Raw genomic sequence first — 25,818 nt, 5'->3', positions numbered from 1 at the left:
GATATAATAGTGAAAATGGCACAAATAAATTTCATGTCTGTGAGCCGGGATTAACGCTTATACTTCATATCTATGTGTTTGTGATTGATTTACTAATTTTTAATTCTATTTTCATGTGTATTTCACATCAATTATTGAATGATTATTTTTATTTTGTTATAATATTAAAAAATGTACTCTAGGAGATGCGAACATGTTGGCACCCGAACGGCGTAATCAGATTATGCAAATATTAAACGAAAATAAACAATTGCTAGTTAAAGATATTTCCATAGAATTAAACGTTTCCGAAGGAACACTTCGCAATGATCTCAAAATTCTGGAAGAGGACGGTTTACTGGAAAGAACACATGGTGGTGCTGTTTTACCAAAACCAACAACCTCCGAGAATACCTTTCACTCACGCAGCCTAGCAAATCAAGCGGAGAAGAAGATGATCGGCAAAGCTGCTCTTCCCTTTGTTCAAAATGGCCAATGCATCATTCTCGACGCCAGTTCAACCTCACTTGAGCTTGCCAAGCTTTTGATTAACTACGATTATTTAACCGTTGTGACTAACGGGTTGGCCACAGCGCAAGAATTAACTCGCAATCCTCATATCAACGTCATCGTTATCGGAGGGGTGCTTAGACCAGGCTCGAGCTCATTGGAAGGCTTGCTTGGCAAAGGGCTGCTCTCGCAAATTCATGCCGACGTGTTCTTCACCTCTGCACATGGCTTCACTACCACTGCCGGTCTAGCCGATTTCAGCATCTATGAAGCCGAGCTAAAAAAACTGATGGTGAACAATGTAAATAAAGTGGTCGCCTTGCTGGATCATTCCAAGCTGAACCGCAGATCCATCGCAACCTTTGCGGAGGCTAATCAAATAAGCACCCTTATTACGGATCAAAGCGCCGACAAGGACTTCCTGAATTCCCTCGATGGTATTGAGATCGTCATTGCCGATTAGTCTAAATGATACCCCCCTTATTCAGGCCCCTCCTGCTTTCCTATAAACCACTATCTTCCTTTCCCGCTTTCTGGAGCATTTTTGTCCGCCATATGTGGACAATCTGTTTGTTTTGCCGAAATAAAAAACAGGGGCAGCTATCTTGCCCCTTGTATATACCCAATCCATTTGTAAGAATGACTAGCCATTCTGCTTATCATTGAAATAACGGTGAATCGTTTCAACAAACACTTTTGGTTCGTCGACGGCAAACCGTCGGATCCCCATATCCATAAGCTCGAACATGGAATCCTGGTCGAAGTGAAATGGCAATACTTCCAGTTCTAATCCGGCTTCGTTCAAATGCTTAAGTGCCTCCTGCAAAAACTCACGCTGCAGCCTGTATCTCCATCCTTCTTTCGCCTTGGCATCTACCAAATGAATTTGAACGATGTCAAGGGAGTCGAATCCGGTTTCAAGCGTCTCTTGAAATCTGAAGTCAACCTCTTTATCGGGAATCCATTGCATAGTACGCACCTCGGGGACTAACCGTTTAACCGTCTTGCAGTTCTCATGATTGGAGTGGCAAAAAATAATTTGTCGCCCAACCCCATATTCCTTAATGAGCAATGCCATTTTTTCCAAGTCGATCTCTTTGAAATCCAGATAGAGCTCACGCTCAGGGTATTGTGCTAACACGGACAATATTTGAGCAAGTGCAGGGACCTTCTCTCCCCTATACTGTTCACTGAATTTGATCCCTGCATCCCATTCTTGAACCTCGGCAAACATGCATTCCGAAATCAGTCGATCCTGATCCGATTCAGGTGCGTTTGTTGTTCGCTTCGGCGTTGTATCATGCATACCAATAATAATCCCATCAGCAGTTTGCCTAATATCGAGTTCCGGAATGCCGCCAAGCTCCCAAGCATATCGCATAGCCGCCAATGTGTTCTCCGGCATCTCGGCATTCGTGCTTTGATGGGCTTGCCAATGAACCTTTTGATTTGCTCCTTTACGATCTGTAACCATCATGAAAGTTCGCTCCTCACGTTTATTTCGACAGAATCCTATCGGCTTCTTTCTTAAAGGACGACAATGTTGTTTGTATATCTTTACTGTCATACATAATCGCTTCAGTTGCTGATAAGAATTCCTTATTTACCTCAGGCCAAGCAACACTCTTGTTCGTATCAACCGCATATTGAAGCTGGTCGTAAGCAACTTTACGATTAGGCTCCTTCGCCCACAATTCTTTAATTTCTTTAGACTCGACCATAGCTTTTGTAAACGGTAAGTACCCGGATTGCAAAATGAACTGCAAGCCACCCTGCGGATCTGTCTCCATCCAGCGCATAAACTCCCAAGCCGCTTTTTTATCGGCAGCAGATGACAGCATAGCTACGTTTGCTCCGCCGGTCGGGTTAGCGAATACTTTGTCCTTAGGCAAGAATGCGGTTACATAATCAAACTTAACGATACCGCTGAAGCTGCCGATGTTGCCTGTTGATTGATAGAAAACACCCACTTTACCGTCAATGAACATTTGATTTGTTATATTACCGGAATCTTTGGCAGGAGGATAATATAACGCGCCTGTGCTTTGAAGATCCTTCAAGAATTTGAACATTTTCAATCCAACCCCGTTATCTACAAAACCAACCGTTTTCTTATCATCACTGAAGAACTTTCCTTCGGCTTGAGTAATCATGGCTATTTGATACCAAGTATCATACGGCATCGTCATACCATACCGTTTGTATTGCCCATTTTCTTTGACTACCAATGCTTCGGATACTTTTTTCAATTCATCCCAAGTAGTCGGAATGGCGAGTCCCTTCTCATCCAGCAACGTTTTATTAATATGCATGATCGGAGTCGAACGATTTAACGGAAGTGAAACCAGCTTTTTATTAAAGGTCGAATGTCCCATAAATCCAGGCACAAAAATATCTTCGCTCAAATTGGAGGTCTTGAGATAAGGGTTCAGGTCTTCGAGCACATCTGCATCTGCAAAAAACTCTACATATGCACGTTCCAGCATGGTAATATCCGGTCCTTTCTTAGCAGCAATCGCTTGCTGAAGCTTGGTTACGGTTTCATCATAACTACCTTGGTAAGTACCCACAACCTCAATATCTTTATGACTCTCATTAAAGCGTTTGATTAAGGCATCCATGTACTCCAAATTTTTCCCGCCTAAGGAATGCCAGAACTGAATAGTCGATTTTCCAGTCTTGGCAGGCTCCGCTGCCTTTGCAGTTTCAGCCGGTTTTTGAGTACTTGCAGGCGTGGAAGCCGGATTTGTTTCATTCGCTTGCGGTGTACCTCCGGAGCAGCCTGCTAACAGGCTCAGTACTACCGGTACTGTCACCATCACACTTAACTTATTTCTCATTTGGAAATTCCTCCAATTTCATTTCATATTTGATTTAATAAACCAACCGTTACTTAATACCAGAATAAACAAAAGCTTTAACAATTTGCTTGTAGCAGAACAGATACACAATAAGAATAGGAACGACCAAAACAACGTTTCCAGCCATGATAATATTCCAGTTGCTGATCCCTTCGGTCATTCGGAGCATGGCAATACCTATAGTCAAAGGGCGGATTGAAGCCGAATCTGTCATAATCAACGGCCAGAAATAATCGTTCCAATGACTGACAAAGCTAAACAGCGCAATGGTTGCCAACGCCGACTTTGACATCGGAATCATAATGTTCCATACAATCTTAAACTCACTTGCATTATCAAGCTTCGCTGCTTCGATAATTTCTTGCGGGATTTGCATAAAATATTGACGCATCAGAAAGATTCCGAAGGCGCTGGACATAAAAGGAATAATTTGCGGCAGCAGTGTCTTGCCGATTCCCCAATCCGCCATCATTAAATAGATAGGAATAAAAGTAACCTGTCCAGGAACCATGAACGCCAGTAAAACCATGCCGAACAATATATTTTTCCCTGCAAATTTATATTTGGCAAATGAGTAGGCTGCCGGGATCATTACGGCTAATTGAATCACAATAATGGAGACCGTAATGATGACAGAATTGATTCCATACGTCAGAAATGGCCCTGCTTTCATAGCGTCTACAAAATTGACCCATTGAGGCATCGCCGGAATAATCGTAGGCGGGAACGTCATGGTCTCCTCAAACGTTTGCAATGATGTTGAAATCATCCATAGAAATGGGACAATAAACACCAGTAACACGGCCGCTTTCAATATAATTTCCAATATCGTCCAATATTTGAATTCATATGTCTTCAAGTACGAATTCCCCTTTTTCTTGGTTGTATAAGCGGCTTATTGGTAATGGACCTTTTTGGAAAGCACCCGGAAGTAAATAACGGTTAAAACCCCGATGATCGCCATAAGAACTACACCTGTAGCAGCTGAGTAACCAATATTCGTTGTTCGATATTCATAAATGTAGTAAACGAGAGTACTTGTTGCGTTATTTGGACCTCCGCCCGTCATAACTTGAACGGTATCAAACACTTTAAAGGAGCCGATTGTCATAATGAGCAGGATGAAAAACAGCTGTGGTGATATAAGTGGTATCGTTATCTTGTAGAACACCTTGAACCGGCTGGCATTATCTAACGCTGCTGCTTCATAGATAGTTGGAGGTATGCTTTGCAGCGCAGCAATAATGATCAACGTGTAATAGCCTATGCCATGCCACACAGATACGATAATGACCGAAATAAGTGCTGTACTCGAGCTCTGCAGCCATTGGGAAGGCGGCAGCCCTATCGCTTTGAACACAAAATTCAGTAACCCTTGACTTGGTTCCATAATCCACAGCCACACCAGCGCAATGGATACAATAGAAATGATGTGCGGTGTGAATATACCTGCTTGAACAATAGCATTGAATCGTTTCTTTTTATTCAGCCATAAAGCAATGAGCAGGGATAGCAGCAAGGTGAGTACCACTACACCGACTGTGTAAAATACCGTATTCATCAGCGCCTGGTAAAAATCTTCCCGAGTAAAAATTTGTTTAAAGTTATCAAATCCGATGTATTTACTTTTCGCTTTGTTCAACAGATTGTATTTATAAAAGCTTAAATAAACTAAATAAATAACAGGATACATAATAAAAAGACAAATACCGATCATAGCAGGAATAACCAATAGATACGGACGAAGCTTTTCCCATAATGTTCTATTATCCATGCCGTTGCCCTTTCAGCGCCTCCAAGTAGTCAGGAAAACGGCTATGCTTCTCAAGAATACGGTTTTCATCGGCTCCGAAAAAAAACAGCTTGGATGCCTGAACTCCCAAGTATACCTCTTGCTCGACGCTAAAGCGGTCTTCGACGCACTTGACCATGAAGGAATGCTCTTTGGTTTTTATTTGATACAACGTTTCCGATCCAAGCATCTCCCTTGTGGCAATTACTCCACGGAGGGAATAATGATGGTCGAGAGGCTCATTGGACACTTCCGTACTCTCCGGGCGGAAACCAAATTTCACTCCGTCCACATTCAAGTTACCCACATTCATTGGCGGGACGCCGATAAACTGTGCTGCGAACAAATTGTTGGGCTGACGATAAATAATATCCGGTGGAGCCTCTTGTTGTATCAGTCCCTGGTTCATTAATACAATCGTGTCAGCCATGGACATCGCTTCCACTTGATCGTGCGTTACATATACGAAGGTGGTACCTAATTTCTTGTGCAGCTCGATCAATTCGATACGCATCTGCCCTCTGAGCTTGGCATCCAGATTGGACAGCGGCTCATCCATCAGAAACACCGAAGGCTTCTTAACCATGGCACGTGCCAATGCGACGCGTTGGCGTTGTCCGCCGGATAAGGTGGACGGTTTACGGTCAAGGTAGTTATTCAAACCAACCGTAGTACTGATACTCTCTACGAGTTGGGTTCTTTCCTCTTTACCCACCTTATTGTTTTTTAGTCCAAACTCAATATTCTCCCTTACAGACATCGTGGGGTAAATGGCATAGTTTTGGAATACCATAGCCACTCCTCTTTGACCGGGCGCAATTCGTGTGACATCCTTTCCGTTTATAAGCACCGAACCAGAGGTCTGAGGATCAATACCGGCAATCATACGAAGAAGTGTCGTCTTCCCGCAGCCTGACGGACCAACCAGAACTGTAAACTTCCCGTCTTCAATCTTTAAATCCAAATCTTTTATAACATCCTGCTTATCAAACGATTTGGTTACCTTTACGAACTCTATGGATGCCAAGAGAAATCCCCCTCCTTTTCTTTACAACAATTCAAAGCAGCTAGGAGCTAGCTGTGATTTGATTTTTCTTTTTTTTCAATCGCAAAGCTTCAACAACCTAATGATCAAGCTCACCTCCTGATATACACGATACTAAGATACCGGTTAACCGCATAATTGAATGCGTATACAATAAAGGCTCTAAGCATACTAATGATGCCTTCTCATGCTGCAATCATTAGTTAAAGCTAAGATTATAGTTATTATTTTCCCATTTTAGTTTTCATTTGTCAACGTTTATTTGTCGTTTATAATCTTTTACCTTCGATTTTTGTTATTAAATAAATGTATAATAGTGATTATATTTAAAAGGCATAATTTTCGCATGATTCAATTAAAATTTGATCATTCAGTGCATATTTAATCTTTATTGGCAATTGATAAAAATCAACAAACAACAAAATAAAACATTAATCGTTAATTATTAACGAAAAGAACTGTTAACTTTCCGCAGGAAAAAAACCACCCCTTTTCCCTGTAAGGAAATAAGAGTGGCAGCACTCTCTACGGTAAATCAAGATGATTTAGCGGTTTTGCAACAATATGATCTGATCCCAATCCGAATTTTGCCCATGCGCATGTAAGGGCCGATGGTATTGAGGTAACTTATCATATAGAATCTGCGCAGCTTCTAATAATTCTTTATCCTCAATGGCTACTATGCGGGTTCGAACCTCAGACTTATCGATTTCCACGATGCGTATGGAAGGGTGACACATGCCTGCTGCAGTTTGAATAAAGTTCCATTGCTCTTCTCTTACTATAGAGTGTACGTGATTGTGGCCGTTGAAATAAAAACAATTTCCTTGTCTTTTCCGTAATATTGCACGCATATCGATCGTCGGATCAATATGCATCTTTTCATCCGTTGACCCGGTTGTCGTGTTATATAGGGGATGATGGGCAAAAACCAAGATAGGCTTTGATGGAGAAACGAGCATTTGTGCCTCCAACCATTCCAATTGGTCCGCATTAAGATGACCGCTGTAATCTTTCGGGTCCATTTCTCTAGTCGAATCAACAAACACGAATAGGGCCTCTTCGGTTTCAAATACATCATTCAATGGATTAGCAATCAATGATTGAATTTTAGTTTTTGGTAATTCATAGGCATCGTGGTTTCCTAATATATGGCGAAAAGATATACCGGAGTTACGAATATGTTGATAAACGCTTTCAAATTCTTCCTCCCATCCCATGTGGGTCAAATCACCAAGGGAGATGTGCAGGTCGGCTTCAATTTCGAAGAACTTTTGCAAATATCTCTCATAGAATCTTTCTTTAGCCAATAACAGTTCTTCATTTCCTTGTACAAATCTATTATCAAAAAAATGCAAATCACCAATTATCGCCAAACGCATCATTTTCTCTCTCTCCCATCTCAATTTAACTTACTCGCCGGAAGGCACATCAATTTGCACATGGAGCGGGACCGGAATTCCGAAATCAGGATTACCTTGATCATCCCAGCCAAATTTTTGTATTCTGGTACTGCGATGTGCACTTCCTGCGCCCGAAACTGGAATTGCGTGGTAGACTATCCAATATTCCTTATCATCAGGTGATTTAACAAAACTATTATGCCCGGGGCCGAACACCTGGTTTTCCGCGCTCTTGTGGAATACCGGATTCGGGGCCTTGATCCAGGATTTCGGATTCATCACATCATCCTGCTCGGAGCACGTCAGCATACCTAGTGAATAGTCATCAGACCAACAAGTACTTGCCGAGAATACAAGAAAAATCTTCCCATAACCTCTCAAAATTGCCGGTCCTTCATTAATCGCCATACCACCCTGCATTTCCCATGGGTCCGTCGGTTTGCTGAGCAGGACGTTTTCTCCTTCTATTGTCCAAGGATTGGCCATTTTTGCAATATAAATCGCAGACCCATATTCCGGGAAATGGCCGTAGCCCGCATACAGGAAATAAAGCTCTCCCCCATGTTCAAATACCGTACCGTCCAAGCCTGCATACTCTGTAATAATTGAGCCTTTATCCATCCATGTTCCTTCAAAAGGGTCTTTTTCTTCATTTTCAAGGACGAATATTTTTCGAGTACTGTCCCCCCCTCCATCATTCGCTGTATAGTAAATATACCACTTTTTGTTAATATAATGAATTTCAGGAGCCCAAAGATTCTTGCTATTGCTGCCTGTTCCCTCCGGGGTCCAGATTGTCTTTGGGTTACCGCTGGCGATATTCGTCATATTGTCAGATTTCCATAGATCCAGACGGCCTTGTCTTGTAACCATCAAGTAATAGGTTCCGTCTTCGTGTTTATACATCCAAGGGTCCGCGCCGTTCTCGAGTAATGGATTCATAAAAGTTTTGCCCATATCCTACCCCTCCTCTATAATAGTTGAAGTTCATTTAATCTACAGGCAAAGATCACTGCGTGCTGTAGAAGTCTTTGCCTGTCGATCCATAAATTCGCTGTTACTTTGCCAATTTCAATTTACCGATTTCGGTTTCGAAACCTTTAGCCATGGATTGTAATGCTTCTTCACGTGTCGTTTGACCGTTTAAAACACTCTGAGTTGCCACTTCCTGAATATCATTTAACTTGGCAGAAATAAAGGGAACGTCCGTATCGGCAAGTATTTTTGCCGCTTTTAATGAATTCAATAATGCTGGGTAGAATGGTTGGGAGTCCCTTACTTCTTGTCTTTCATAATTGGATTTGCGTGTCGGATCCATCGTATCTTTCATTTTCAACAGTTCTGCATCTTTGGATGTCACATATTCGATAAATTTGTAAGCTAATTCTGCCTCCTTTGATGTTTCCGCCATCGATATCGCCCAACCGCCAAGAGTAGGTGCTTGACCTGGAGTTACGGCAAATCCAACTTTATCCTTAACTTTGGATTTATCGCCCTGGATAACGGAAAACAATCCAGGCCACTGTTCCATCATGGCAACTTCACCTGTGGCAAAGAAGTTATTGGCCTCATCCCATCCAAATTGCAGCAATTCTTTCGGTGCAGTTTTCTGAAGCTCCAACATAATGTTCATTGCTTCCAAACCGGCTTTATTGTTAAAGGCAGGCTTGAAGTTCCCGTCTACATTATTGCCACCGTAATAGGCTAGACGATTTACCCACATCCAACGACTTCTTCCTTTGGATGCCATAGTGCTGTATCCATAGGTCACTGGAGAATCGGGATTCAGGCTTTTGGTAAAAAATTTTGCTGTTTGTACAAACTCTTCCGGAGTTTCGGGAACTTTCAGCTCATTCCCTGTTTTTTCTTTGTAGGCGGCCTTAATTTTGGGATCTTCAAACAAATCCTTTCGATAGAAAAATAATTGAACGTCCGGTTTGTACGGAAATGCGACAAGTTTCCCTTTATACTTTCCATAGATATCCAATAGGCTTGGAATGAAATCATCAATATCCAAATTAGGACTTGCGATACTGTGATTATCAACGAACGGCTGGAGGTTTTTCAATTGATTCCCTTCGGCGAAGCCATGCATAAAGGCGATCGGCGTAATGACAACGTCGTAAATATGACTGGAGTTTAGATCCAATTGAACTTTATCCATCAAGTTATCTCCCGGAATACTTTGCACTTCTACTTTTGCACCGGAAACCTGTTCAAAATATGGGGCAACAGCCTTGATTGCGTTTTCAAAACTTCCGCTTGAAACCGCTATAGTAATTTTTTTTCCTTTATACTGTCCTTTCAAGGTGCCGCCACCATTCATATCCTTCAACTGAATACCGTACGGCTGGGGAAGCTCTTTCAAAGCAGCAGCAGGATCAGCCCCTTGTTTCGCTTTGCTGTCCATGACCTGTTCAGTATTTCCACTGCATCCGGAGATCAATAAAACGATAGCCAAAATAAAAATTAACGAGCACTTGATACCTTTTGACATTTAAATTCCTCCCTTTATTTTGTAAATTCTGGTGAAAGAGCTCCAGAAACTTGACAAACGTTGGTTGTGGAAAAGTACAAATGGTCATCAACCTTTAACCGCACCGTCCGTTAACCCGCGAACGATAAACTTCTGAGTCGTAAGGGACAAAATGATAGCAGGAAGCATGGCAATCGTTCCAGCTGCGGCAAGTGAGCCAAAGGGTGTATCCTCTTGATAGACAATGAGACCATTGATCCCAATAGGCAATGTTTTCTTAGCATCAGTGAACAATAAAACCAGAGCAAGACCGAATTCATTCCAGGCACCAAGGAAAATCAAGATTGAGGCTACCACAATCCCTGGTAAAACGAGTTTGATGGCAATATGCCTAAATACACCGTAATCGTTACACCCGTCAATAATCGCAGACTCAAATACTTCAGTTGGAATTTGGTCATAAAATCCCATGAACAACCAAATTGCCAACGGCAACGAAAATGTAATGTAGCTGATTACTAAACCAGTCAAAGAGTTCAGCATGCCTAAATTCTGGTAAATAATATAGAAAGGAATCGTATATACAAGACCGGGAATCATTCGAACGATGATGACTGTGTATAATGCAGTATACTTTCCTTTGAACTTATACCTTGAAAACCCGTAACCCGCCATCGTTGCAAACAATACCGCCACAACTGTGGTTGTGATGGAGACAATCAAGCTATTCAAGAAATAAATGCCAGCCCCCCCTTTTGAAAAAATATCCACATAATTGTCCAAATGAAAGCTTGAGGGAAAAAACTCTGGAGGGGTAACGAAAATTTGCCCCGGTGTTTTAAAAGACATCGTAATGGCCCAATATATAGGAAATAAAAAGAAAATTGTAAATATGATCATCAACAAATACATCATGGATTTTTCGAAAATATGCTTCACTAAATCAACACCCCCAAAAAAAGTATAGCCATACTTCCCGCCCTGTTCATCAAGGCTTGAGATGAAATTGAGTGGGAACCACAATATGTTTGACAAAGCTTTTTCCATTGATTTGGGAAATTAAAGAATGTACGGCATGTCTACCCATTTCCTTGTAATTTTGTTTAATAAAATGAACATCCGGCAGACCGATTTCGTCAAAGGTTATCATTTCTATTTTGCTCAATAAAGATAACTCTTTCAAAGCGTTGTAGGTTAATGAAGCCATTTCAACATTCACAGTAAAGATTGCGGTGATCTCTGGATGCTTCTTCAAAAAGTTCAAAATATATGAATAAGCACGATTAGAAGCAATTATTTCCAGATCAAGCAAACACCACAGGTTTTTATTAATCGGTAAATTTGAATCAGAGAAAACTTTTTCAAAACCATATGCCCGCTCTTCTGTTGCCGAGTTCGTTATTGTTGGCGAAATAAATGCGATGTGACGATGACCTTTATTCATGAGCGTAAAAATTGCTTGATATGTTCCTTGTACATTATCCGAAGTAACATTATAGGTATCAATGCTTTTCAAAAACCTGTCAATCAATACAAATGGAAAGTTATCTAGCTTAAGTCTTAGAATCGCTTCATTATACTTTTCATCGAGAGTGGGAAAAATGATCATGCCATAGACACCCATTCCCTTGAATTTTTCAATCGCTCCTGTCTCTGCCGTAAGAAATTCATCCGTTATGCGTAAAATCAGTTGATAGCCATTTTCATATAAATATTTTTCAATATAATATAACAATCTCTGTTCTACATTGGTTTTCATGGTCGGCATGATCATTCCGACAAATTTATTATCTTCATTAGATACAGCACTCTTGTTGTTTTTATCTACGATTTGATTCGTAATGTCATTATCCGATACAAAGGTTCCCTTGCCCTGGACTCTGACCACAATCCCTTGGTCTGCCAAGCTGATCAAGGCATTCTTGGCCGTAATACTGCTCACATGATACTGATTCATCAATTCACTTTCAGACGAGACCCGATCACCCGGTCGCAAAGCTCCTTCGCGAATCTGATTAACGATCAAATCTTGGATATGTTTGTACAGCGGATATCCTGCCATATATTATTTCTCCTGTTGTATAAATGAAAATTGTGAAATTCTTAACTTTGTGTCTCCTCAGGGTATCAGCCCGATTGCTGCTTGTTCCGCTAGTCTTTTGAATCCTTGCGAATGAGTTTGAGAAAGACTAACGTCACGATCACGATCAAAATGAAAAATAAGAAAGCCCCTGCTGAACCTGCCCCAATATCGGAATATCGGAATGCCGTTTTGTAAATTGTAGTTCCTATGGTTTCGGTATCATCTCCTGGCCCACCGTTAGTTAAGGTGTAGACAATATCGAACATTCTCAGGGAATCCATGATCCGAATCGAAACAACCAAAGCCAGAAAGTTTCTAATCAATGGGAGTGTTATGCCGAAAAAAGTCCTGATCCGATTTGCTCCGTCAATGAGGGCAGATTCATATAATTCTTTTGGTACCGTTTTCAAAGCGGCTAAAAAGATAAGCATACAAAATGGAGTAGAGCCCCATAGCTCCACAAGAATAATCGCGAATCTCGCATTATATGTATCGGCTGTCCAATTTACTTTGTCATAACCCAACATCATTAATATGTTATTTAGAATACCATAAACCGGTGAGAACATCAGCTTCCATATCGTTGCAGAGACGACGTGTGCCAACATCATAGGCAAAATGAAAGCGGTTTTAAAAAAATCGGAAGCGCGTTCCATCAATGAACTGTTCAATAGAAGTGCCAAGGACATTCCAAGGATGACATTCAAAGCTACAACACTGATCGAAAAACTCAATGTCCATGCAATTGAACCTATGAACGTTTTATTGGTCAACATATACAAGTAGTTGTTAAGCCCATTGAATTTGATTGTAGTAGCCGGCATCGATAAGTTGTAGCTCAAAAAACTTAAATACAATGAGTAAAAAATTGGGAATATAGATAAAACAATGATAAACAACATGGATGGACCGATAAATACGTAGGGAGCTGTTACCGCAGAAAGATTTCGCACTTTTTGTGGGGTAAACATGAAGCAATACCTCCTTTTCTTTATACCATGCTTATATATTTGTGTTTATTATACTTAGGTTACTTTCTAATTTATATATTAAATTTAGTATATAACACTAGACTTTCTCATTTTTATTTCGTTGATTGGGGGAGTCCCTTCTGTTAGGGCAGGTTGCCGATGGAATGGATCGCATCCGTATTCTACAAACGGTGAAAGCGATAATAACTAGAATATATAATGATTATTTTCTACATAATAATAAAACGAAAGAGGTGGAAACATTGAAAGCCGTAACTTATCAAGGACCGAACACAGTCGAAGTAAAGGAAGTAAAAGATGCAGCTATCGAAAAAAAAGACGATATTCTTGTTCGAATTACCAGTACCGCCATCTGTGGCTCTGATTTGCATTTATATAAGGGAAATTTCCCTCTACCAGAAGGTTATATCATCGGGCACGAGCCGATGGGGATCGTAGAAGAAGTAGGACCTGAGGTGATACATGTCAAAAAGGGAGATCGAGTCGTTATTCCTTTTAACGTTTCTTGCGGTCAATGTCATTATTGTACACACGACCTGGAAAGCCAATGTGATAACAGCAATCCGCATTACGATTCGGGAGGATATTTTGGCTATTCGGAGAAATATGGAGACTACCCTGGTGGACAAGCGGAATATCTAAGAGTACCATTCGGTAATTTTACACCTTTTGTTATTCCTCCATCCTGCGAATTAGAAGACGAATCGCTGCTATTCTTATCAGACGTGCTACCTACAGCCTATTGGAGTGTGGAAAACTCAGGTGTAAAAGAAGGAGATACTGTTATTGTGCTTGGCTGCGGACCGGTCGGGCTGATGGCTCAGAAATTTGCTTGGATGAAAGGTGCTAAACGCGTTATAGCCGTCGACTATTTGCAATACAGACTGCAGCATGCAAAAAATATCAATAATGTTGAAACGTTTGACTTTACGAAGCAGGACGATATGGGCGAGCATTTGAAAGAAATCACGCACGGTGGCGCAGAGATCGTCATCGACTGTGTAGGAATGGATGGAAAAAAATCCCCCCTTGAGTTCATTGAACAAAAATTGAAGCTACAGGGTGGTACTCTTGGACCAATCCAGATTTCCACCAAAGCAGTGCGTAAATGTGGAACCGTCCAACTAACAGGTGTTTATGGAGGTAATTATAATCTGTTTCCGCTTGGGGCATTTTTCGCAAGAAATATTACACTTAAGATGGGACAGGCTCCCGTAATTCACTATATGCCGGAGCTTTACACTAAAATCGTGAACGGTGAGTTCGATCCGAAAGAGATTATCACTCACCGTTTGCCGCTGAACGATGCTGGTCATGCTTATCAGATCTTTAATGGACACGAAGATGATTGCATCAAGGTTATCTTAAAGCCCTAGCCATTTCCTTTATGGAAAAAGGGATTGATATATGCCATGCCGCCGATTAGTACATGAATACATTCCTATTTTGCCTCATAAAATGATTTGAGAGTTGGAATCATTTAAGGGGGGATGTGTAATTGAATACAGACGGGGATAGAGGTAAAGCTTTTGGATTCCAAAAACCAATTGACCAGCCGAGTAGCTGTAGATCACATACAAATGGATTTGGAAGATCGTTCTCTGCATATACGAATATCACAAATCGTTTATTTTGAAGGACCGCTGGCTTCCTGTCGATAAAAAGTCCACTAAAATTGAGGGAACAGCCCCCCACGGTAATTGGCCCGTACTAGCCGTCTAACAAGCTAATCGGGCCTCGTTTATTCCATCCCTAACCTACCTCGCTCCAATCACTTTCCGCGCTACGATGCCATTCCCAACGAGAATTTAGTCGTCATTTATGGTACGGCTCACCACTATAATAATGGTTGCAGAATCAATAAAAGCAGATTTGTTCTAAGTATAAGGTATTACTCATGTACTTCGGCCACCGGGCGGGTAGAAGTACGGAGGAGTTTTAATCCAACCCCGTTTTCTCATCATAGACCGGTATGGAGCACTGTATTTCAGCAAATTCCCCATTGAGCTTAGCAGAATAAGAGCAACATCGGTTCTTAAACATTGGGAAACGGCTTGCCCACATAAGGCGATACAAGCTGCAACTTTGCCAATTATGAGATTGGCCAGCTCCTCGTCCGTAAACTTTACTCCCTGCGGAATGTCGTCAGATTTGGAGTCGGGCTTTCCCTGGGCAACTGAAGGAAGTGGAACGCCTTCCTTGATCATGAAATCCTTGATCATTTTCACATCTTCCATCGATTGCTTGAATGCCTCTTCAATTGCATGTCTTAACTCAGGATCCGTAGTTGTATTTAAAGCGACTTTATAAACGATTTGTCCTTCCTCGTAAATCGTAAGTAGCATCCATAATGACATTACTTCTCCCACATGCAAAGGTGGAACTGGTTCTTCATCCATTAACGAGCCAAACATACTTTTAATTGTGTCCAAGATGGTTGTCATTTATTGGATCACCTCCTTTAACTGGTATCTCCAATATTAATTTCTTTATACAACTATATCCTATAAGCTAAAGCCCTCGATCCCAAAGGATAGGGGCTTTAGCATTTTACCATCTCAATATCATTTATTTGGGTAAAATTATTTCCTTATTGACTAAATATCTCGAACGACCTCGAACTTCAAATATTTCCGCAGTATCAAACATTATACCCTCATCTTTTTGTTTTTGTATTACCTCCATGGCAGAAGTCCAATTTGAAAAGTTATTCATAGTTAGAACTACTACTCTATCACACTTGAAGACTACTTCGTACATTTCTTCCATTAGATCACTCTTTCTATTATTTATTCCTAAATATGTATTAAAAGATGATATATAACAAATTCGAGTAATATTACCCATAAATTTATAATTATAAACACCTCTGACATAATTATTTATACCTATATTTTTTGGATATGCATCAAGACCTCAACGAAGGCTGGTGGTTGACAAGCCGGTATTCTGGTCTTTCGCACCTCCTTAATACAGTTATTTAAGCAGTGAAAACGGGTAAAAGGAAAAACCCTCAATCTAAGGAAAGAGGGTTTTAGTCATGTCGCATGGAGTAGTTGAATGATCCGGTGATTGCTACCTGCACGGCTTATCTGTCAATTTCAAGCTGCGTAGTTGGAGTAAGTAAATCGTAAAAAAAATTTCTACCCGACACGAATAGCCTGCAGCTGTGCAAGCAAGCAAAGCTCAGCCGCTTTGAATGCATGCTCTTGCGTCATGGCCATTTCCGTTCGATTCAAGCAATCCATAATTAAATTTCCGAAATAAGGAAATCCCACTTTGCCTTTTAGTTCTAATCGGCGTTCCCCATCGTTATTCACGATGTATAGATGGTCACCGTCTAAATCACGGGCAATATCGACGTATTTACGCATCTCGATGTAACCTTCCGTCCCGAGAATAAACATCCGACCGTCTCCCCAAGTAGAAAGACCGCTCGGTGATAACCAATCGACTCGAAAATAATTGGTTGCTCCGTTGTCTCCACACAACGTCGCGTCACCAAAATCCTCAAATTCGGGATGGTGCTCATTGTTATAATTCGCTATTTTACTGTGCAGAACTTTAGCATCTTTACAATCTGCATAATAGAGAAACGATTCAATTTGGTGGATTCCTATATCGCACAGGATTCCGCCGTATTGTTTTTTCTTAAAAAACCAATCAGGTCGAGGATGGGTACTAAGCCTATGCGGACCAAGACCATGAACCTGAACAACACGTCCTATGGCCCCGGCTTGCACAAGCTGTCCCGCAAACACTGCACTTTCCACATGCACGCGTTCGCTGTATGAAATGGCATACTTTTTCCCTGTACGCATTACAGCCTCTTTAGCCTGAGATAGCTGCTCCAGTGTAGTAAACGGGGTTTTATCAGTAAAATAATCTTTTCCGTGATTCATGACTTCCACACCCAATGCTCCTCTATCACAAGGAATGGCTGCAGCTGCTACTAATTGAACCTCAGGGTCCTGTAATATAACTTCCCGCGAGGCTGCCACATTTACAGATGGATACGTTTCGCAAAACTTCTTTACTTTTGCAGGATCTGGATCGTATACCCATTTTAAGGTTGCCCCTGCTTCCAGAAGCCCTCTGCACATTTCGTAAATATGATTGTGATTCAGCGACATGGCCGCAATAATAAATTCACCTTTGCTGACTACCTGTTGCGGCTTTTCCTGCGGCGAATAGTTTATACTGTTATTATTCGACATGCTTTCTCCTTCCTTCTGGATCATACATTTGCTGAGCTTAAATCTTGGCTAACAAGGAACGAATATAATTAATGTTGAATTGTAAGAGCTCCCGTGTTGGTTTGGATTGACTAAAATCCTCGAACCCCAGGTATCCATCGTAACCTACAGATTTCAAATCAATTAATACCTGTTTCCAATCAACTGCCCCGTCGGGAAGGCTTGCCCAAGCTGTTCCATCCTCCGGCTGCTCCATCTTTATCCAATTTACGTTTTTTACATGAACATGAGATAAATAAGGTGAGATTAACTCCAATCCTTTCCGATAGTTCTCATAACCCTCGTATACTAAATTTCCAGGATCATACATGATGCCTATATGATCAGGGTTAAAACCACTTACAAGTCTGTGCGCCATACTAGCACTTGGGTTGATTGTTAAATGATGAGTCTCTACCAGTCCCTTGATTCCGTATGATTGTGACATCTCTTGCACAGCGTGAAGGTATTTAATAGCTTTATCAAACAAATCATTATAATTAACAGAACGATCATACCAAGCCTGTCCTAACCGGATCTTTCCCGCGCCTAGCTTTTTGGCAATTCGCATGATATTTTCTGTGCCTTTAAGGTCACCTACGATCAAATAAGGAAGAATAGCACTTACCTCTAGCGATTTGATCTGGGTAAGTTCACGTAGAGAGTCTAGTTCTTTATCCGTAATATCCGGATCAATCGTGCACAAATTATTTTTCCAAGAGGTGGGTGCTTCATTCTTCGCATCTTGGGGGACTTTGGCAACCCTCCATTCGACGCCATTATAACCACATTCCTTAAGTGTATCCACCAATTCGACAGGCGTTAGGTCCGGTGTGCTTACAGTAAATACAGAAAATTTCATGAGATGGTACCTCCCTATTAATTTGCTTTATTTTACATACTTAAACAAATACCCGTTGCTTATATTGCTCGATTACATCGCGGTTCACATTGACGCCAAGGCCAGGTTCAGTCGGAACACGTAACTTGCCGTTAGACATAACAATCGCATGATTGATCAGATTATCACGGAACGGATGTGCCGATTGATCATATTCCAGCATGGGCTCTTCTGCGGAATTGAACGAAAGTGGTGCAGCAGGAATAGACGCGATAAACTGCAGAGCGGCTGCCATGCCGATCCCCGTACCCCATACATGTGGAATCAGCATAGTATTATATGCTTGTGCCATCGCAGCTATTTTTTTACATTCCGTAAATCCCCCGGCTGAACACAAGTCCGGCTGTAGAATATCTAGCGCACCACCTGCAATCCAGTGGCGGTAACCTATTTTACCGAACGTATTTTCACCCGAAGCGATATATGTACTCGTCAAGTTCCTTAACATCTTGTAACCCTCGATATCTTCCGCGATTAATGGCTCTTCAAAGAAATGAATCTTTGCATCTTGACTTTCCAATAATATTCGTCGAGCCGTCGCTGCATCGTAAGCACAATTTGCATCCATCGCAATACGCACATCCGGCCCTACCGCCTCGCGTATTGCATATATATATTCAAGATCCGCCTTCACACCAAAGCCCGTTTTCAGCTTAAACGCTTTAAAACCTTTGGCTAAATGACGTTTTGCCTCAGCAATTGCTTCCTCGGGATATGATTTACCATCGACTCGATAAAATCCCGTAGCATACGGAACCAGCTCCGTCCGGAAAGCTCCGCCGATCAGCTTGTGTATCGGCTGCTTCAGCGCACGGCCGATCACATCCCACAGGGCAATATCTACCCCACTTATCGCATTAACAGCTGCCCCGCCTCCGAAAGGACGTGTCAAGTTGTACATTTCTTCCCAAATCACTTCGACATCAAATGGATCTCTTCCCACAAGCAGAGTTTTAAAAGCGAACTCCACAAAAGAAGCTGCGATTTGTGCAGGCTGTGGTCCATGGCAAACCGACTCCCCCCAACCCGTGATGCCTTCATCTGTAACAACCTCAATAAGCAGCGTACTTCTTTTCGTAGTCTTTCCTCCCCATGATGCAAATGGTTCATCGAGCGGTGCTGATAATACATGAGTAATAATATCCGTGATTTTCATAATTTCGTATCCTCCTCAATATTCGTTCCGTTATTCGTTCCGTTATTCGTTCCGTTATTCCATCAGATAATTGCTATAAGAAAGCGGCCGGTCATTAAGCAGCCGATCACATTCGTTCAAGCTGTCCATGGTGAACTGCAACTTATCGTTTCGCCAGGTTGTATAGGAAATAGCCACTTTCTCCACAGATGCGGGACTGATACCGACAATAGTAAACAATGATTTATTTTTTCCTTTCAGAGCTGCGGTAAATGACTCTAAATCATGAATACCCTGACCAGCTGCGTCCTTGCACGAAACAGCCTCCATGATGACTCCATTCCAACCTGAAGCAAGTGGGCTCGTGATCGACATCCGGTCTGTTTTTTCTTCATATTTGAATTCATTCATAAGTTGAAAGGTTAAATAAATGTCCTCAACCCTACCATATCCACTTGAGTTCTCAAAATTCCACTCTCCCTTCGGAAGACAGCCTATAAGATTCGGGTAAACATCTTTTTCCTCCGAAGGAACATTCCACATTTGCATAACAGTATCCTTGTGGTACAACACTTCACCATAGGGACTCGCATGACGGTCATCACCAGGATCATATTTAGCACCTGGATGGAAGAAAAAAGCTTGATTTACACTATCATGTACATGGGTAGACGTTAACGGCAGGGTAATATCCCACCTCTGCTGTTCATTGTCGAACTCATTACGCCGCTCCCAAATACCACCGACCGCGTATTCAGGCGTTATAAATACGTACGTATGCACTTCTTCGGTCACAATGCCGTCAGCTTTTGCGAATTGGATTTTGCGTTTGATTTCCATCGGTCCGGTTCTATCCACCGCAAGCCGTATAAGATCGTCAGCAACTTGGTACGTATATAAGGCGGCGCCTTCCAATCTCGTAATTTCGCTTGGTAAAGGAAAATCGCCAAATTGGATATAATCTAGCAGTGTATTGTTGTCCTTGGTCGCATCATGAGGCCACTGGCGCGAATGGGCACCTACCCACGTACCCTTTAAGTAATAATCCACCCGCAGCCGCCATAAATAATCAAGCAGGTCGCTCATTGTTTCGTGTACTGCTGTATCCTTCACAACCTCCCACACACACGTGAAAGATTGGATCCAATGCCAATGCCAAGGGAGAATGCCATACTCCTTAAATCCGAATTGCTTAATATGCCGAAGCTGCAGTTTAGCGAATGCCAGTCCCTGCTCCATCAATGCACTATCGTTGAATAGCTGTCCAAGCAGCAGTTTAAGAGAAGTATGCTTGGCATCATGATGATACATTTCGATTATTGGTTGGCGATATAGATTACTTTTATAAATATGTGAAATAGCAAGGCGACAATCGTTATACACTTCAAGCGGAAGCATCTCCTGATATTTATCGCAAAATAAAATAAGCAGACAACCCATCAATTCGACCGGAAGCTCATTGGGCTTTGCCGTATAGGGATCATTGCCCAAATTTAACGGCCAGTGCCCATACATAGGATCATAAGAATTCTTCATCTGGAGCGACAATACTTTTCCAATCATATCCAGGGCGAGATTCTTTGCATCCTTACGTTTTTCTTCGCTCCAATCGCAACCTAATTCCTTATCCACACAATAAGCAAACAAATGAATAGCATAATAAAAATTATCACGCACATCGCTGTGAAACCAGAACCCACTTGATAGTATGGGAAGCTCTAGAGCTTTGTCGGCAGCTAATTGGCCAATTGCTTTTTTTCGAACGTTTATCTTTAGATTTAAGCCAATCATCCAGGTATCTCCTCCAATCAAGAGTTGTAAATTTCAAAAATTTGGGATAGACGATAATCAATTCCACTCACGTCGCACTCCCCACCCCAACCTTGCATCAGCCTGATCAAGCTTGCGGCTCATCAAGCTGACACTGATTGAAGCAAGAACTTCTTACTTTTTCGAATCGATCAGTTTTTGAATTTTCTCTTGTCCGTTCTTCATCGTTGTATCGATATTCTGGCCTTGCAGCATCAGCTTATCGAATTCCTCCTGCCAGATTTTCTCTACTTCCGCTTGATACGTAACCGGAATGTTGAGATCCTGCGGGATGGAGTTTTTCAGAACGTTCAAAAGTGATTCCTTATCTATCATCTCCGGGTTTTTCGAGCTTGCACGCAGCGCATCAACGACTTGTTCCATGTTCGCCTTCTTCCAAGCGGGGATATACGTTTTTTGCTTGACTATGCCTTCCGTCGTATACCAGCGAATGAATGTGTAAGCCTCCTGTTTGTGCTTGGACTTGCTATATACGGATAATATATCGCTAAATGCCTTGGTATACATCGGATCATCTTTGTTAACCTTAGGGTAAGGTGCGAATACGGTTTTGAAATTCGCGGGCGTTTGATCCGTTCCACCGGATTCCTGGGCCAGAAAGGAACCAGTCAGAATCATACTTGCGTCCTGATTAAAGTATTGGGGACGATATGCAAGCTTCTGGCTGAGAACCTCGGAGTAAGGCGTCACCGATCCTTCCTTTTCCCCTTGCAGCCGCAATTCCAGAGATTTACGCACTAACGGGTTCATGACATTGGCCGTCTTCAAATCATCCTTCATCAGACCGCTGTTTTGCTTCTGGTTGTCCTGTGCGGCATATGAAAAATATATCCATGAATGAAAATACGCACCATACCGTTTCTTCGCACCGTCTGTCTTCGTCATTTTTTTCGCATATTCCATATATTCATCCCAAGTCCAATCTTTAGGAATGGGAAGGCCAGCTTCCTTTAAATGATTCTCGTTCATCGCGACCAGATAAGTGACGTATTTTCCAGGAAGCCCGTAATATTTCCCCATGTATTTGGGATCGGCATTATATTCTTCGCTGACATTGACTCCGTCTTTTTTCAAATATTCATCAAGTGGCTCGAACATCCCCTGGGCAGCCCTGGGCACAAAGTTGCTGGGGAGACTATTTATAATGACATCCAAATCATCGCCTCCAGCGACGGCCAAATCCAATCTTTTTAAAAACTCGAGACTATTGTTATCTTCAGCGGAAACAAATTTCACCTTGATGTTCGGATGTGATTTCTCAAACTCGGCAATTACCACGTCCCAATTATCTTTCTTCATAAGATACCAATTATGCAATGTGATCGTGACAGGTTTGTCGCTGTTACCCGACGGTTGCACGCCTTCCGTCCCCTTCAAATTACTGCATCCCGCCAAGAGCAATGCCGCAGTTGTGATTCCAACAACCGTTTGTTTCCATGCCTTTTTAATCATTCACAATCCCCCTTATTCATTATATTAGCTCGCCAAACAAGACTGTAGTTCTTGTCTGGACATCTATCGAAACCGGCAAATCTAAGTTGCTGACCTAAGCTGCGATGGCCGGATCGTAGTATCGCTTTTGCCGTTCTAACCTTTCACACTTCCCGTTGCCACGCCTTCTATAACATACTTTTGGCCGATGATAAAGATGATCAGCAGTGGTAAGATAGCGGATACGGCACCGGCCATCATGAGCGAATAAAATTCTCCGTTCATGTCGGCAAACTTTCGTATTCCGAGCTGCAGCGTAAACAAGGCATCGGACCGGATGAAAATCAATGGATTCTGATAATCGTTCCAAGTCCATATAAAACGCAGAATCATGTATGTGGCAAGAGCTGGCATTACCAGCGGAAGTGTAATCCTGGAAAAGATGGTCCAGTGGTTCGCTCCGTCCATTCGCGCCGATTCAATAATCTCATTATGAATACCCAGGAAAAACTGGCGCAAGAGAAACGTTCCCAACACGCTAAAGCTGCCCAATAAAATCAAACCCAGATGACTATCAAATAAACCAAACCAGCGGTACATGATAAATTGAGGTACAAGTATCGCCTGGGACGGAATCATATAGGTCGTAAGAACAACAAGAAAGAGAACATCGCGGCCCTTGAACGTCACCTTGGAAAAACCATAGGCGGCCATACTAGAGATGACCAGAGAGTACAGTGTAGTCAGGATCGTCACCTTCAAGCTGTTTATATAATAGAGTGCAAAGGGGAAGGACCCAAACCATACTTCTCGGTAATTTTCCAATGCATTCCATGTCTTTGGAATCCAATGAATGGGATAAGCCATTACTTCAAGCTCAGGCTTGAACGATGCGGACAACATCCACAGGAACGGCAAAATAAACACGATACCGCCAAATGCCATGGCTACGGTTATTAATGTGCGGTCAAGGCGAATCGAATTCATACAATCACTCCTTAGTAATTTACCCATTTCTTCTGTCCAACCCATTGGATCAAGGTAATCAACAAAACGAAGAAAAGAAGTACAATGCCTATAGCTGAAGCGTAGCCGGACTTTAAATTGACGAATGCGGTTTCATACAAGTAAAAAACGATCACAGAGCTAGCACGCGCAGGTCCGCCATAGGTCAAAATCATAATCAGGTCAAACGCCTTGAAAGTACCTACAATTCCGGTGATCAGTAAGAAAAAGGTGGTCGGCGACAGCATGGGCAGCGTAATCTTGAAAAATTGCCTGATCGTAGAAGCTCCATCGATATCGGCTGCTTCGTATAAATCCTTGGGAATCGTTTGCAATCCCGCTAAAAAAATGATTAAATTGAAGCCGAGTGAAGTCCATACCATGATAATCATAATGGACAATAGCGAATAGCTCGGATCTGCCAACCATAATGGAGGGTGGTCGATTCCGATCGAGTGCAAAAAACCATTGATCGGACCGCTGTTCGGGTGGTACAGCACTCTCCATAGTACGGCAATTGCAACCAGGCTGGAGATGAAGGGCATAAAATAGATGACTTGAAAAAAGGCTTTGAAATACGTCGCCTTGTTGATCAGTGCAGCCAGCACCAAAGAAATAAACATGGAGACAGGAACCACTAATATCAATGCCATATTGTTTCTAAAAGATAGGATAAACGTCTCGTCTTGAAACAACTGCTCATAATTGTTCATGCCGATGAATTTGATGTTATCGATGCCCGAGATAAAGTTCCAATCGGTGAAGCTGAGAATTCCGGAAAGCAAAATCGGAATCAGCGTGAGCACAATTGTTGTCGCCAGCATCGGAGCAATAAACAAATACCCAGCCAACGTGTCATAATGGCTTTGCTTACGTACGCTTCTGGAAACGGTTATTGTAGTGCTTTTTTTCATGGTTTGTTCCATTACAACCACCTCTCATTGTTCCCGTATGGTTTTATTATAAAGAGGAGCACTCATAATAGCATGAAACAAATTTATGTTTCTGCAAAAGATATTGCACAATGGGAATGAGGTTCAAACCCTTGGATGCAGGAGTTGTTAAGAATGAGCATATTTTTGAAATCATCCCACATATTATTTTATATTTTCAATACCTGCTGCCAGATTGCGGGTTCGACGGGGATTCCCCTTGCCAAATTTTCATGACGTCTGACCATGGTGTCTTCTCCGGGGTAACGCACGGAAGCATGTTCTTCCACAGGGATGGACCCCTGCAAGTCACGGATGACCTCATGTATACGTTGGTTCACGAAGGCAGAATGTTCAAATAAGCTTACATCAAATGCAATAAATACTTGCGATATACTGGGCTCGGTCGTAAGTTTACCAATCTCATAGGTGGAGTTCCCCCCAGAAAGAACCATAGCGATTAAATCAAGCAGCAACGCGAATCCTGATCCTTTCCAGTAACCAATTGGAAGCAGCCTTCCTGATTCCAAAATCGTAGATGGGTCTCGAGTCAGCTCTCCCCCCAAATGATATCCACCCTCAACATGCAACATCGATCCAAGCAGCTTTGCCTCATTTAATTGCCCGTAAGAGTATTGGGAAATGGCCATGTCGAGTACTATATGCCCTTCCTCGCGTGGTACGGCAAATACAATCGGATTGTTGCCCAGCTTTTTTTCAGCCGATCCCCATGGTGGTAAATTGGGCTCTGTGTTCGTCCAACAAATTCCGATGCAGCCTTTTTCTACGGCCTGCCAACCGTAGCTTCCACCCCTCATCCAATGACTCGTGTTTTTTAGTGCTACACATCCCATTCCTTGATTTTTGGCAAGTGTAACCGCCCTCTCCATACAAAAGTGAGCGTTAATGTTTCCCGGCCCTAGCTTTCCATCCCATCTCTCGATTACCCCATAGCTTTGGACAATTTCGGGTACAGCGTGTATATTGATATCGCCCTTTTTGATGCAATCAACAAAGCTTGGGAAGCGATTAAGTCCATGGGAATATACACCATCAAGGCTGGCCTCAGCAAAAAGCTTTGCACACAGCTGCGCTCGTTCTTCAATAAATCCCATGTTTAACAGCACTTTTACTAATTGCTCTTTCATCTCCGAAAAAGGAATTCTTATCATCTGACATCCACCCTTTCTACTGTAAATCCATCCTCC

General features: G+C 42.1%; 22 protein-coding genes. 2 read left to right on the top strand and 20 right to left on the bottom strand.

Features of this window, described 5'->3' with window-relative positions; all coding sequences use genetic code 11:
• Positions 1-193 precede the first annotated feature (193 nt).
• Positions 194-952 carry a DeoR/GlpR family DNA-binding transcription regulator gene (locus tag NST47_RS08935; protein ID WP_341154817.1) on the top strand — a complete coding sequence of 253 codons (759 nt, stop codon included), beginning with the start codon at positions 194-196 and terminating at the stop codon, positions 950-952.
• 180 nt (positions 953-1,132) lie between these two features.
• On the opposite strand, the gene NST47_RS08930 is transcribed toward NST47_RS08935, so the two are convergent.
• The 11 genes from NST47_RS08930 to NST47_RS08880 all read right to left on the bottom strand — a co-directional run bounded on the left by NST47_RS08930 (position 1,133) and on the right by NST47_RS08880 (position 13,120).
• The gene (locus tag NST47_RS08930; protein WP_341154816.1) at positions 1,133-1,966 is read right to left on the bottom strand and encodes a glycerophosphodiester phosphodiesterase; all 834 of its coding nucleotides are present in this window, start codon (positions 1,964-1,966) and stop codon (positions 1,133-1,135) included.
• A 19-nt stretch (positions 1,967-1,985) separates the two neighbouring features.
• Positions 1,986-3,329: an ABC transporter substrate-binding protein gene (locus NST47_RS08925; protein WP_341154815.1), complete on the bottom strand. Its 1,344-nt coding sequence runs from the start codon at positions 3,327-3,329 to the stop codon at positions 1,986-1,988.
• 49 nt (positions 3,330-3,378) lie between these two features.
• Positions 3,379-4,209 carry a carbohydrate ABC transporter permease gene (locus NST47_RS08920; protein WP_341154814.1) on the bottom strand — a complete coding sequence of 277 codons (831 nt, stop codon included), beginning with the start codon at positions 4,207-4,209 and terminating at the stop codon, positions 3,379-3,381.
• A 36-nt stretch (positions 4,210-4,245) separates the two neighbouring features.
• On the bottom strand, positions 4,246-5,124 hold the full coding sequence (locus NST47_RS08915; protein WP_341154813.1) for a carbohydrate ABC transporter permease: 879 nt from the start codon (positions 5,122-5,124) through the stop codon (positions 4,246-4,248).
• Entirely contained in the window at positions 5,117-6,169 is a 1,053-nt protein-coding gene (locus NST47_RS08910) for an ABC transporter ATP-binding protein (RefSeq protein ID WP_341154812.1), read from the bottom strand. Before NST47_RS08910 ends, NST47_RS08915 begins: the two co-directional genes overlap by 8 nt.
• 563 nt (positions 6,170-6,732) lie before the next feature.
• Positions 6,733-7,572, bottom strand: coding sequence for a metallophosphoesterase family protein (locus NST47_RS08905; RefSeq protein ID WP_341154811.1), 840 nt, complete (start codon positions 7,570-7,572; stop codon positions 6,733-6,735).
• A 27-nt stretch (positions 7,573-7,599) separates the two neighbouring features.
• Positions 7,600-8,547 (bottom strand): glycoside hydrolase family 43 protein, encoded by a 948-nt coding sequence (locus NST47_RS08900; protein ID WP_341154810.1) that lies wholly within the window; start codon positions 8,545-8,547, stop codon positions 7,600-7,602.
• A 100-nt stretch (positions 8,548-8,647) separates the two neighbouring features.
• Positions 8,648-10,087 (bottom strand): ABC transporter substrate-binding protein, encoded by a 1,440-nt coding sequence (locus NST47_RS08895; RefSeq protein WP_341154809.1) that lies wholly within the window; start codon positions 10,085-10,087, stop codon positions 8,648-8,650.
• 87 nt (positions 10,088-10,174) lie between these two features.
• Complete coding sequence (locus tag NST47_RS08890; RefSeq protein ID WP_341154808.1) at positions 10,175-11,113, bottom strand: carbohydrate ABC transporter permease; 939 nt, start codon at positions 11,111-11,113, stop codon at positions 10,175-10,177.
• The gene (locus NST47_RS08885) at positions 11,055-12,128 is read right to left on the bottom strand and encodes a GntR family transcriptional regulator (protein WP_341154807.1); all 1,074 of its coding nucleotides are present in this window, start codon (positions 12,126-12,128) and stop codon (positions 11,055-11,057) included. The genes NST47_RS08890 and NST47_RS08885 overlap by 59 nt, the downstream gene beginning before the upstream one ends.
• 89 nt (positions 12,129-12,217) lie before the next feature.
• Positions 12,218-13,120: a carbohydrate ABC transporter permease gene (locus NST47_RS08880; protein ID WP_341154806.1), complete on the bottom strand. Its 903-nt coding sequence runs from the start codon at positions 13,118-13,120 to the stop codon at positions 12,218-12,220.
• A 263-nt stretch (positions 13,121-13,383) separates the two neighbouring features.
• On the opposite strand from NST47_RS08880, the gene NST47_RS08875 reads away from it, so the two are divergent.
• Positions 13,384-14,517 (top strand): zinc-dependent alcohol dehydrogenase, encoded by a 1,134-nt coding sequence (locus NST47_RS08875; RefSeq protein ID WP_341159633.1) that lies wholly within the window; start codon positions 13,384-13,386, stop codon positions 14,515-14,517.
• A 519-nt stretch (positions 14,518-15,036) separates the two neighbouring features.
• Here the strand turns inward: NST47_RS08875 and NST47_RS08865 are convergent.
• The 9 genes from NST47_RS08865 to yiaK all read right to left on the bottom strand — a co-directional run bounded on the left by NST47_RS08865 (position 15,037) and on the right by yiaK (position 25,782).
• Positions 15,037-15,573 carry a DUF3231 family protein gene (locus NST47_RS08865; RefSeq protein WP_341154804.1) on the bottom strand — a complete coding sequence of 179 codons (537 nt, stop codon included), beginning with the start codon at positions 15,571-15,573 and terminating at the stop codon, positions 15,037-15,039.
• Between the two features lie 711 nt (positions 15,574-16,284).
• Positions 16,285-17,358: a Gfo/Idh/MocA family protein gene (locus tag NST47_RS08860; protein ID WP_341154803.1), complete on the bottom strand. Its 1,074-nt coding sequence runs from the start codon at positions 17,356-17,358 to the stop codon at positions 16,285-16,287.
• A 37-nt stretch (positions 17,359-17,395) separates the two neighbouring features.
• The gene (locus NST47_RS08855; protein WP_341154802.1) at positions 17,396-18,238 is read right to left on the bottom strand and encodes a sugar phosphate isomerase/epimerase family protein; all 843 of its coding nucleotides are present in this window, start codon (positions 18,236-18,238) and stop codon (positions 17,396-17,398) included.
• 40 nt (positions 18,239-18,278) lie between these two features.
• A complete protein-coding gene (locus NST47_RS08850) occupies positions 18,279-19,433 on the bottom strand; it encodes a mandelate racemase/muconate lactonizing enzyme family protein (protein WP_341154801.1) in 1,155 nt (384 codons plus the stop codon).
• Positions 19,434-19,487: 54 nt separating this feature from the next.
• Positions 19,488-21,203, bottom strand: coding sequence for a hypothetical protein (locus tag NST47_RS08845; protein WP_341154800.1), 1,716 nt, complete (start codon positions 21,201-21,203; stop codon positions 19,488-19,490).
• A 153-nt stretch (positions 21,204-21,356) separates the two neighbouring features.
• Complete coding sequence (locus NST47_RS08840; RefSeq protein WP_341154799.1) at positions 21,357-22,694, bottom strand: ABC transporter substrate-binding protein; 1,338 nt, start codon at positions 22,692-22,694, stop codon at positions 21,357-21,359.
• A gap of 135 nt (positions 22,695-22,829) precedes the next feature.
• Complete coding sequence (locus tag NST47_RS08835; RefSeq protein ID WP_341154798.1) at positions 22,830-23,660, bottom strand: carbohydrate ABC transporter permease; 831 nt, start codon at positions 23,658-23,660, stop codon at positions 22,830-22,832.
• An 11-nt stretch (positions 23,661-23,671) separates the two neighbouring features.
• A complete protein-coding gene (locus NST47_RS08830; protein ID WP_341154797.1) occupies positions 23,672-24,604 on the bottom strand; it encodes a carbohydrate ABC transporter permease in 933 nt (310 codons plus the stop codon).
• Between the two features lie 176 nt (positions 24,605-24,780).
• Complete coding sequence (yiaK, locus tag NST47_RS08825; RefSeq protein WP_341154796.1) at positions 24,781-25,782, bottom strand: 3-dehydro-L-gulonate 2-dehydrogenase; 1,002 nt, start codon at positions 25,780-25,782, stop codon at positions 24,781-24,783.
• Positions 25,783-25,818: the final 36 nt, after the last annotated feature.

The sequence above is a fragment of the Paenibacillus sp. FSL H8-0034 genome (assembly GCF_038000305.1).
In the GTDB taxonomy this organism is placed as follows: domain Bacteria; phylum Bacillota; class Bacilli; order Paenibacillales; family NBRC-103111; genus Paenibacillus_S.
Note: the sequence above shows the minus strand (reverse complement) of the source record. Positions and strands in the feature narration are given on the sequence as shown.

Coding starts and splice junctions, on each gene's coding strand:
- NST47_RS08890 (WP_341154808.1), bottom strand. CDS start 11,113: ATGGAAAAAGCTTTGTCAAACATATTGTGGTTCCCACTCAATTTCATC.
- NST47_RS08845 (WP_341154800.1), bottom strand. CDS start 21,203: ATGATTGGCTTAAATCTAAAGATAAACGTTCGAAAAAAAGCAATTGGC.
- NST47_RS08855 (WP_341154802.1), bottom strand. CDS start 18,238: ATGAAATTTTCTGTATTTACTGTAAGCACACCGGACCTAACGCCTGTC.
- NST47_RS08835 (WP_341154798.1), bottom strand. CDS start 23,660: ATGAATTCGATTCGCCTTGACCGCACATTAATAACCGTAGCCATGGCA.
- NST47_RS08850 (WP_341154801.1), bottom strand. CDS start 19,433: ATGAAAATCACGGATATTATTACTCATGTATTATCAGCACCGCTCGAT.
- NST47_RS08895 (WP_341154809.1), bottom strand. CDS start 10,087: ATGTCAAAAGGTATCAAGTGCTCGTTAATTTTTATTTTGGCTATCGTT.
- NST47_RS08935 (WP_341154817.1), top strand. CDS start 194: ATGTTGGCACCCGAACGGCGTAATCAGATTATGCAAATATTAAACGAA.
- NST47_RS08905 (WP_341154811.1), bottom strand. CDS start 7,572: ATGATGCGTTTGGCGATAATTGGTGATTTGCATTTTTTTGATAATAGA.
- NST47_RS08925 (WP_341154815.1), bottom strand. CDS start 3,329: ATGAGAAATAAGTTAAGTGTGATGGTGACAGTACCGGTAGTACTGAGC.
- NST47_RS08880 (WP_341154806.1), bottom strand. CDS start 13,120: ATGTTTACCCCACAAAAAGTGCGAAATCTTTCTGCGGTAACAGCTCCC.
- NST47_RS08915 (WP_341154813.1), bottom strand. CDS start 5,124: ATGGATAATAGAACATTATGGGAAAAGCTTCGTCCGTATCTATTGGTT.
- NST47_RS08930 (WP_341154816.1), bottom strand. CDS start 1,966: ATGATGGTTACAGATCGTAAAGGAGCAAATCAAAAGGTTCATTGGCAA.
- NST47_RS08900 (WP_341154810.1), bottom strand. CDS start 8,547: ATGGGCAAAACTTTTATGAATCCATTACTCGAGAACGGCGCGGACCCT.
- NST47_RS08860 (WP_341154803.1), bottom strand. CDS start 17,358: ATGTCGAATAATAACAGTATAAACTATTCGCCGCAGGAAAAGCCGCAA.
- yiaK (WP_341154796.1), bottom strand. CDS start 25,782: ATGATAAGAATTCCTTTTTCGGAGATGAAAGAGCAATTAGTAAAAGTG.
- NST47_RS08840 (WP_341154799.1), bottom strand. CDS start 22,694: ATGATTAAAAAGGCATGGAAACAAACGGTTGTTGGAATCACAACTGCG.
- NST47_RS08885 (WP_341154807.1), bottom strand. CDS start 12,128: ATGGCAGGATATCCGCTGTACAAACATATCCAAGATTTGATCGTTAAT.
- NST47_RS08830 (WP_341154797.1), bottom strand. CDS start 24,604: ATGGAACAAACCATGAAAAAAAGCACTACAATAACCGTTTCCAGAAGC.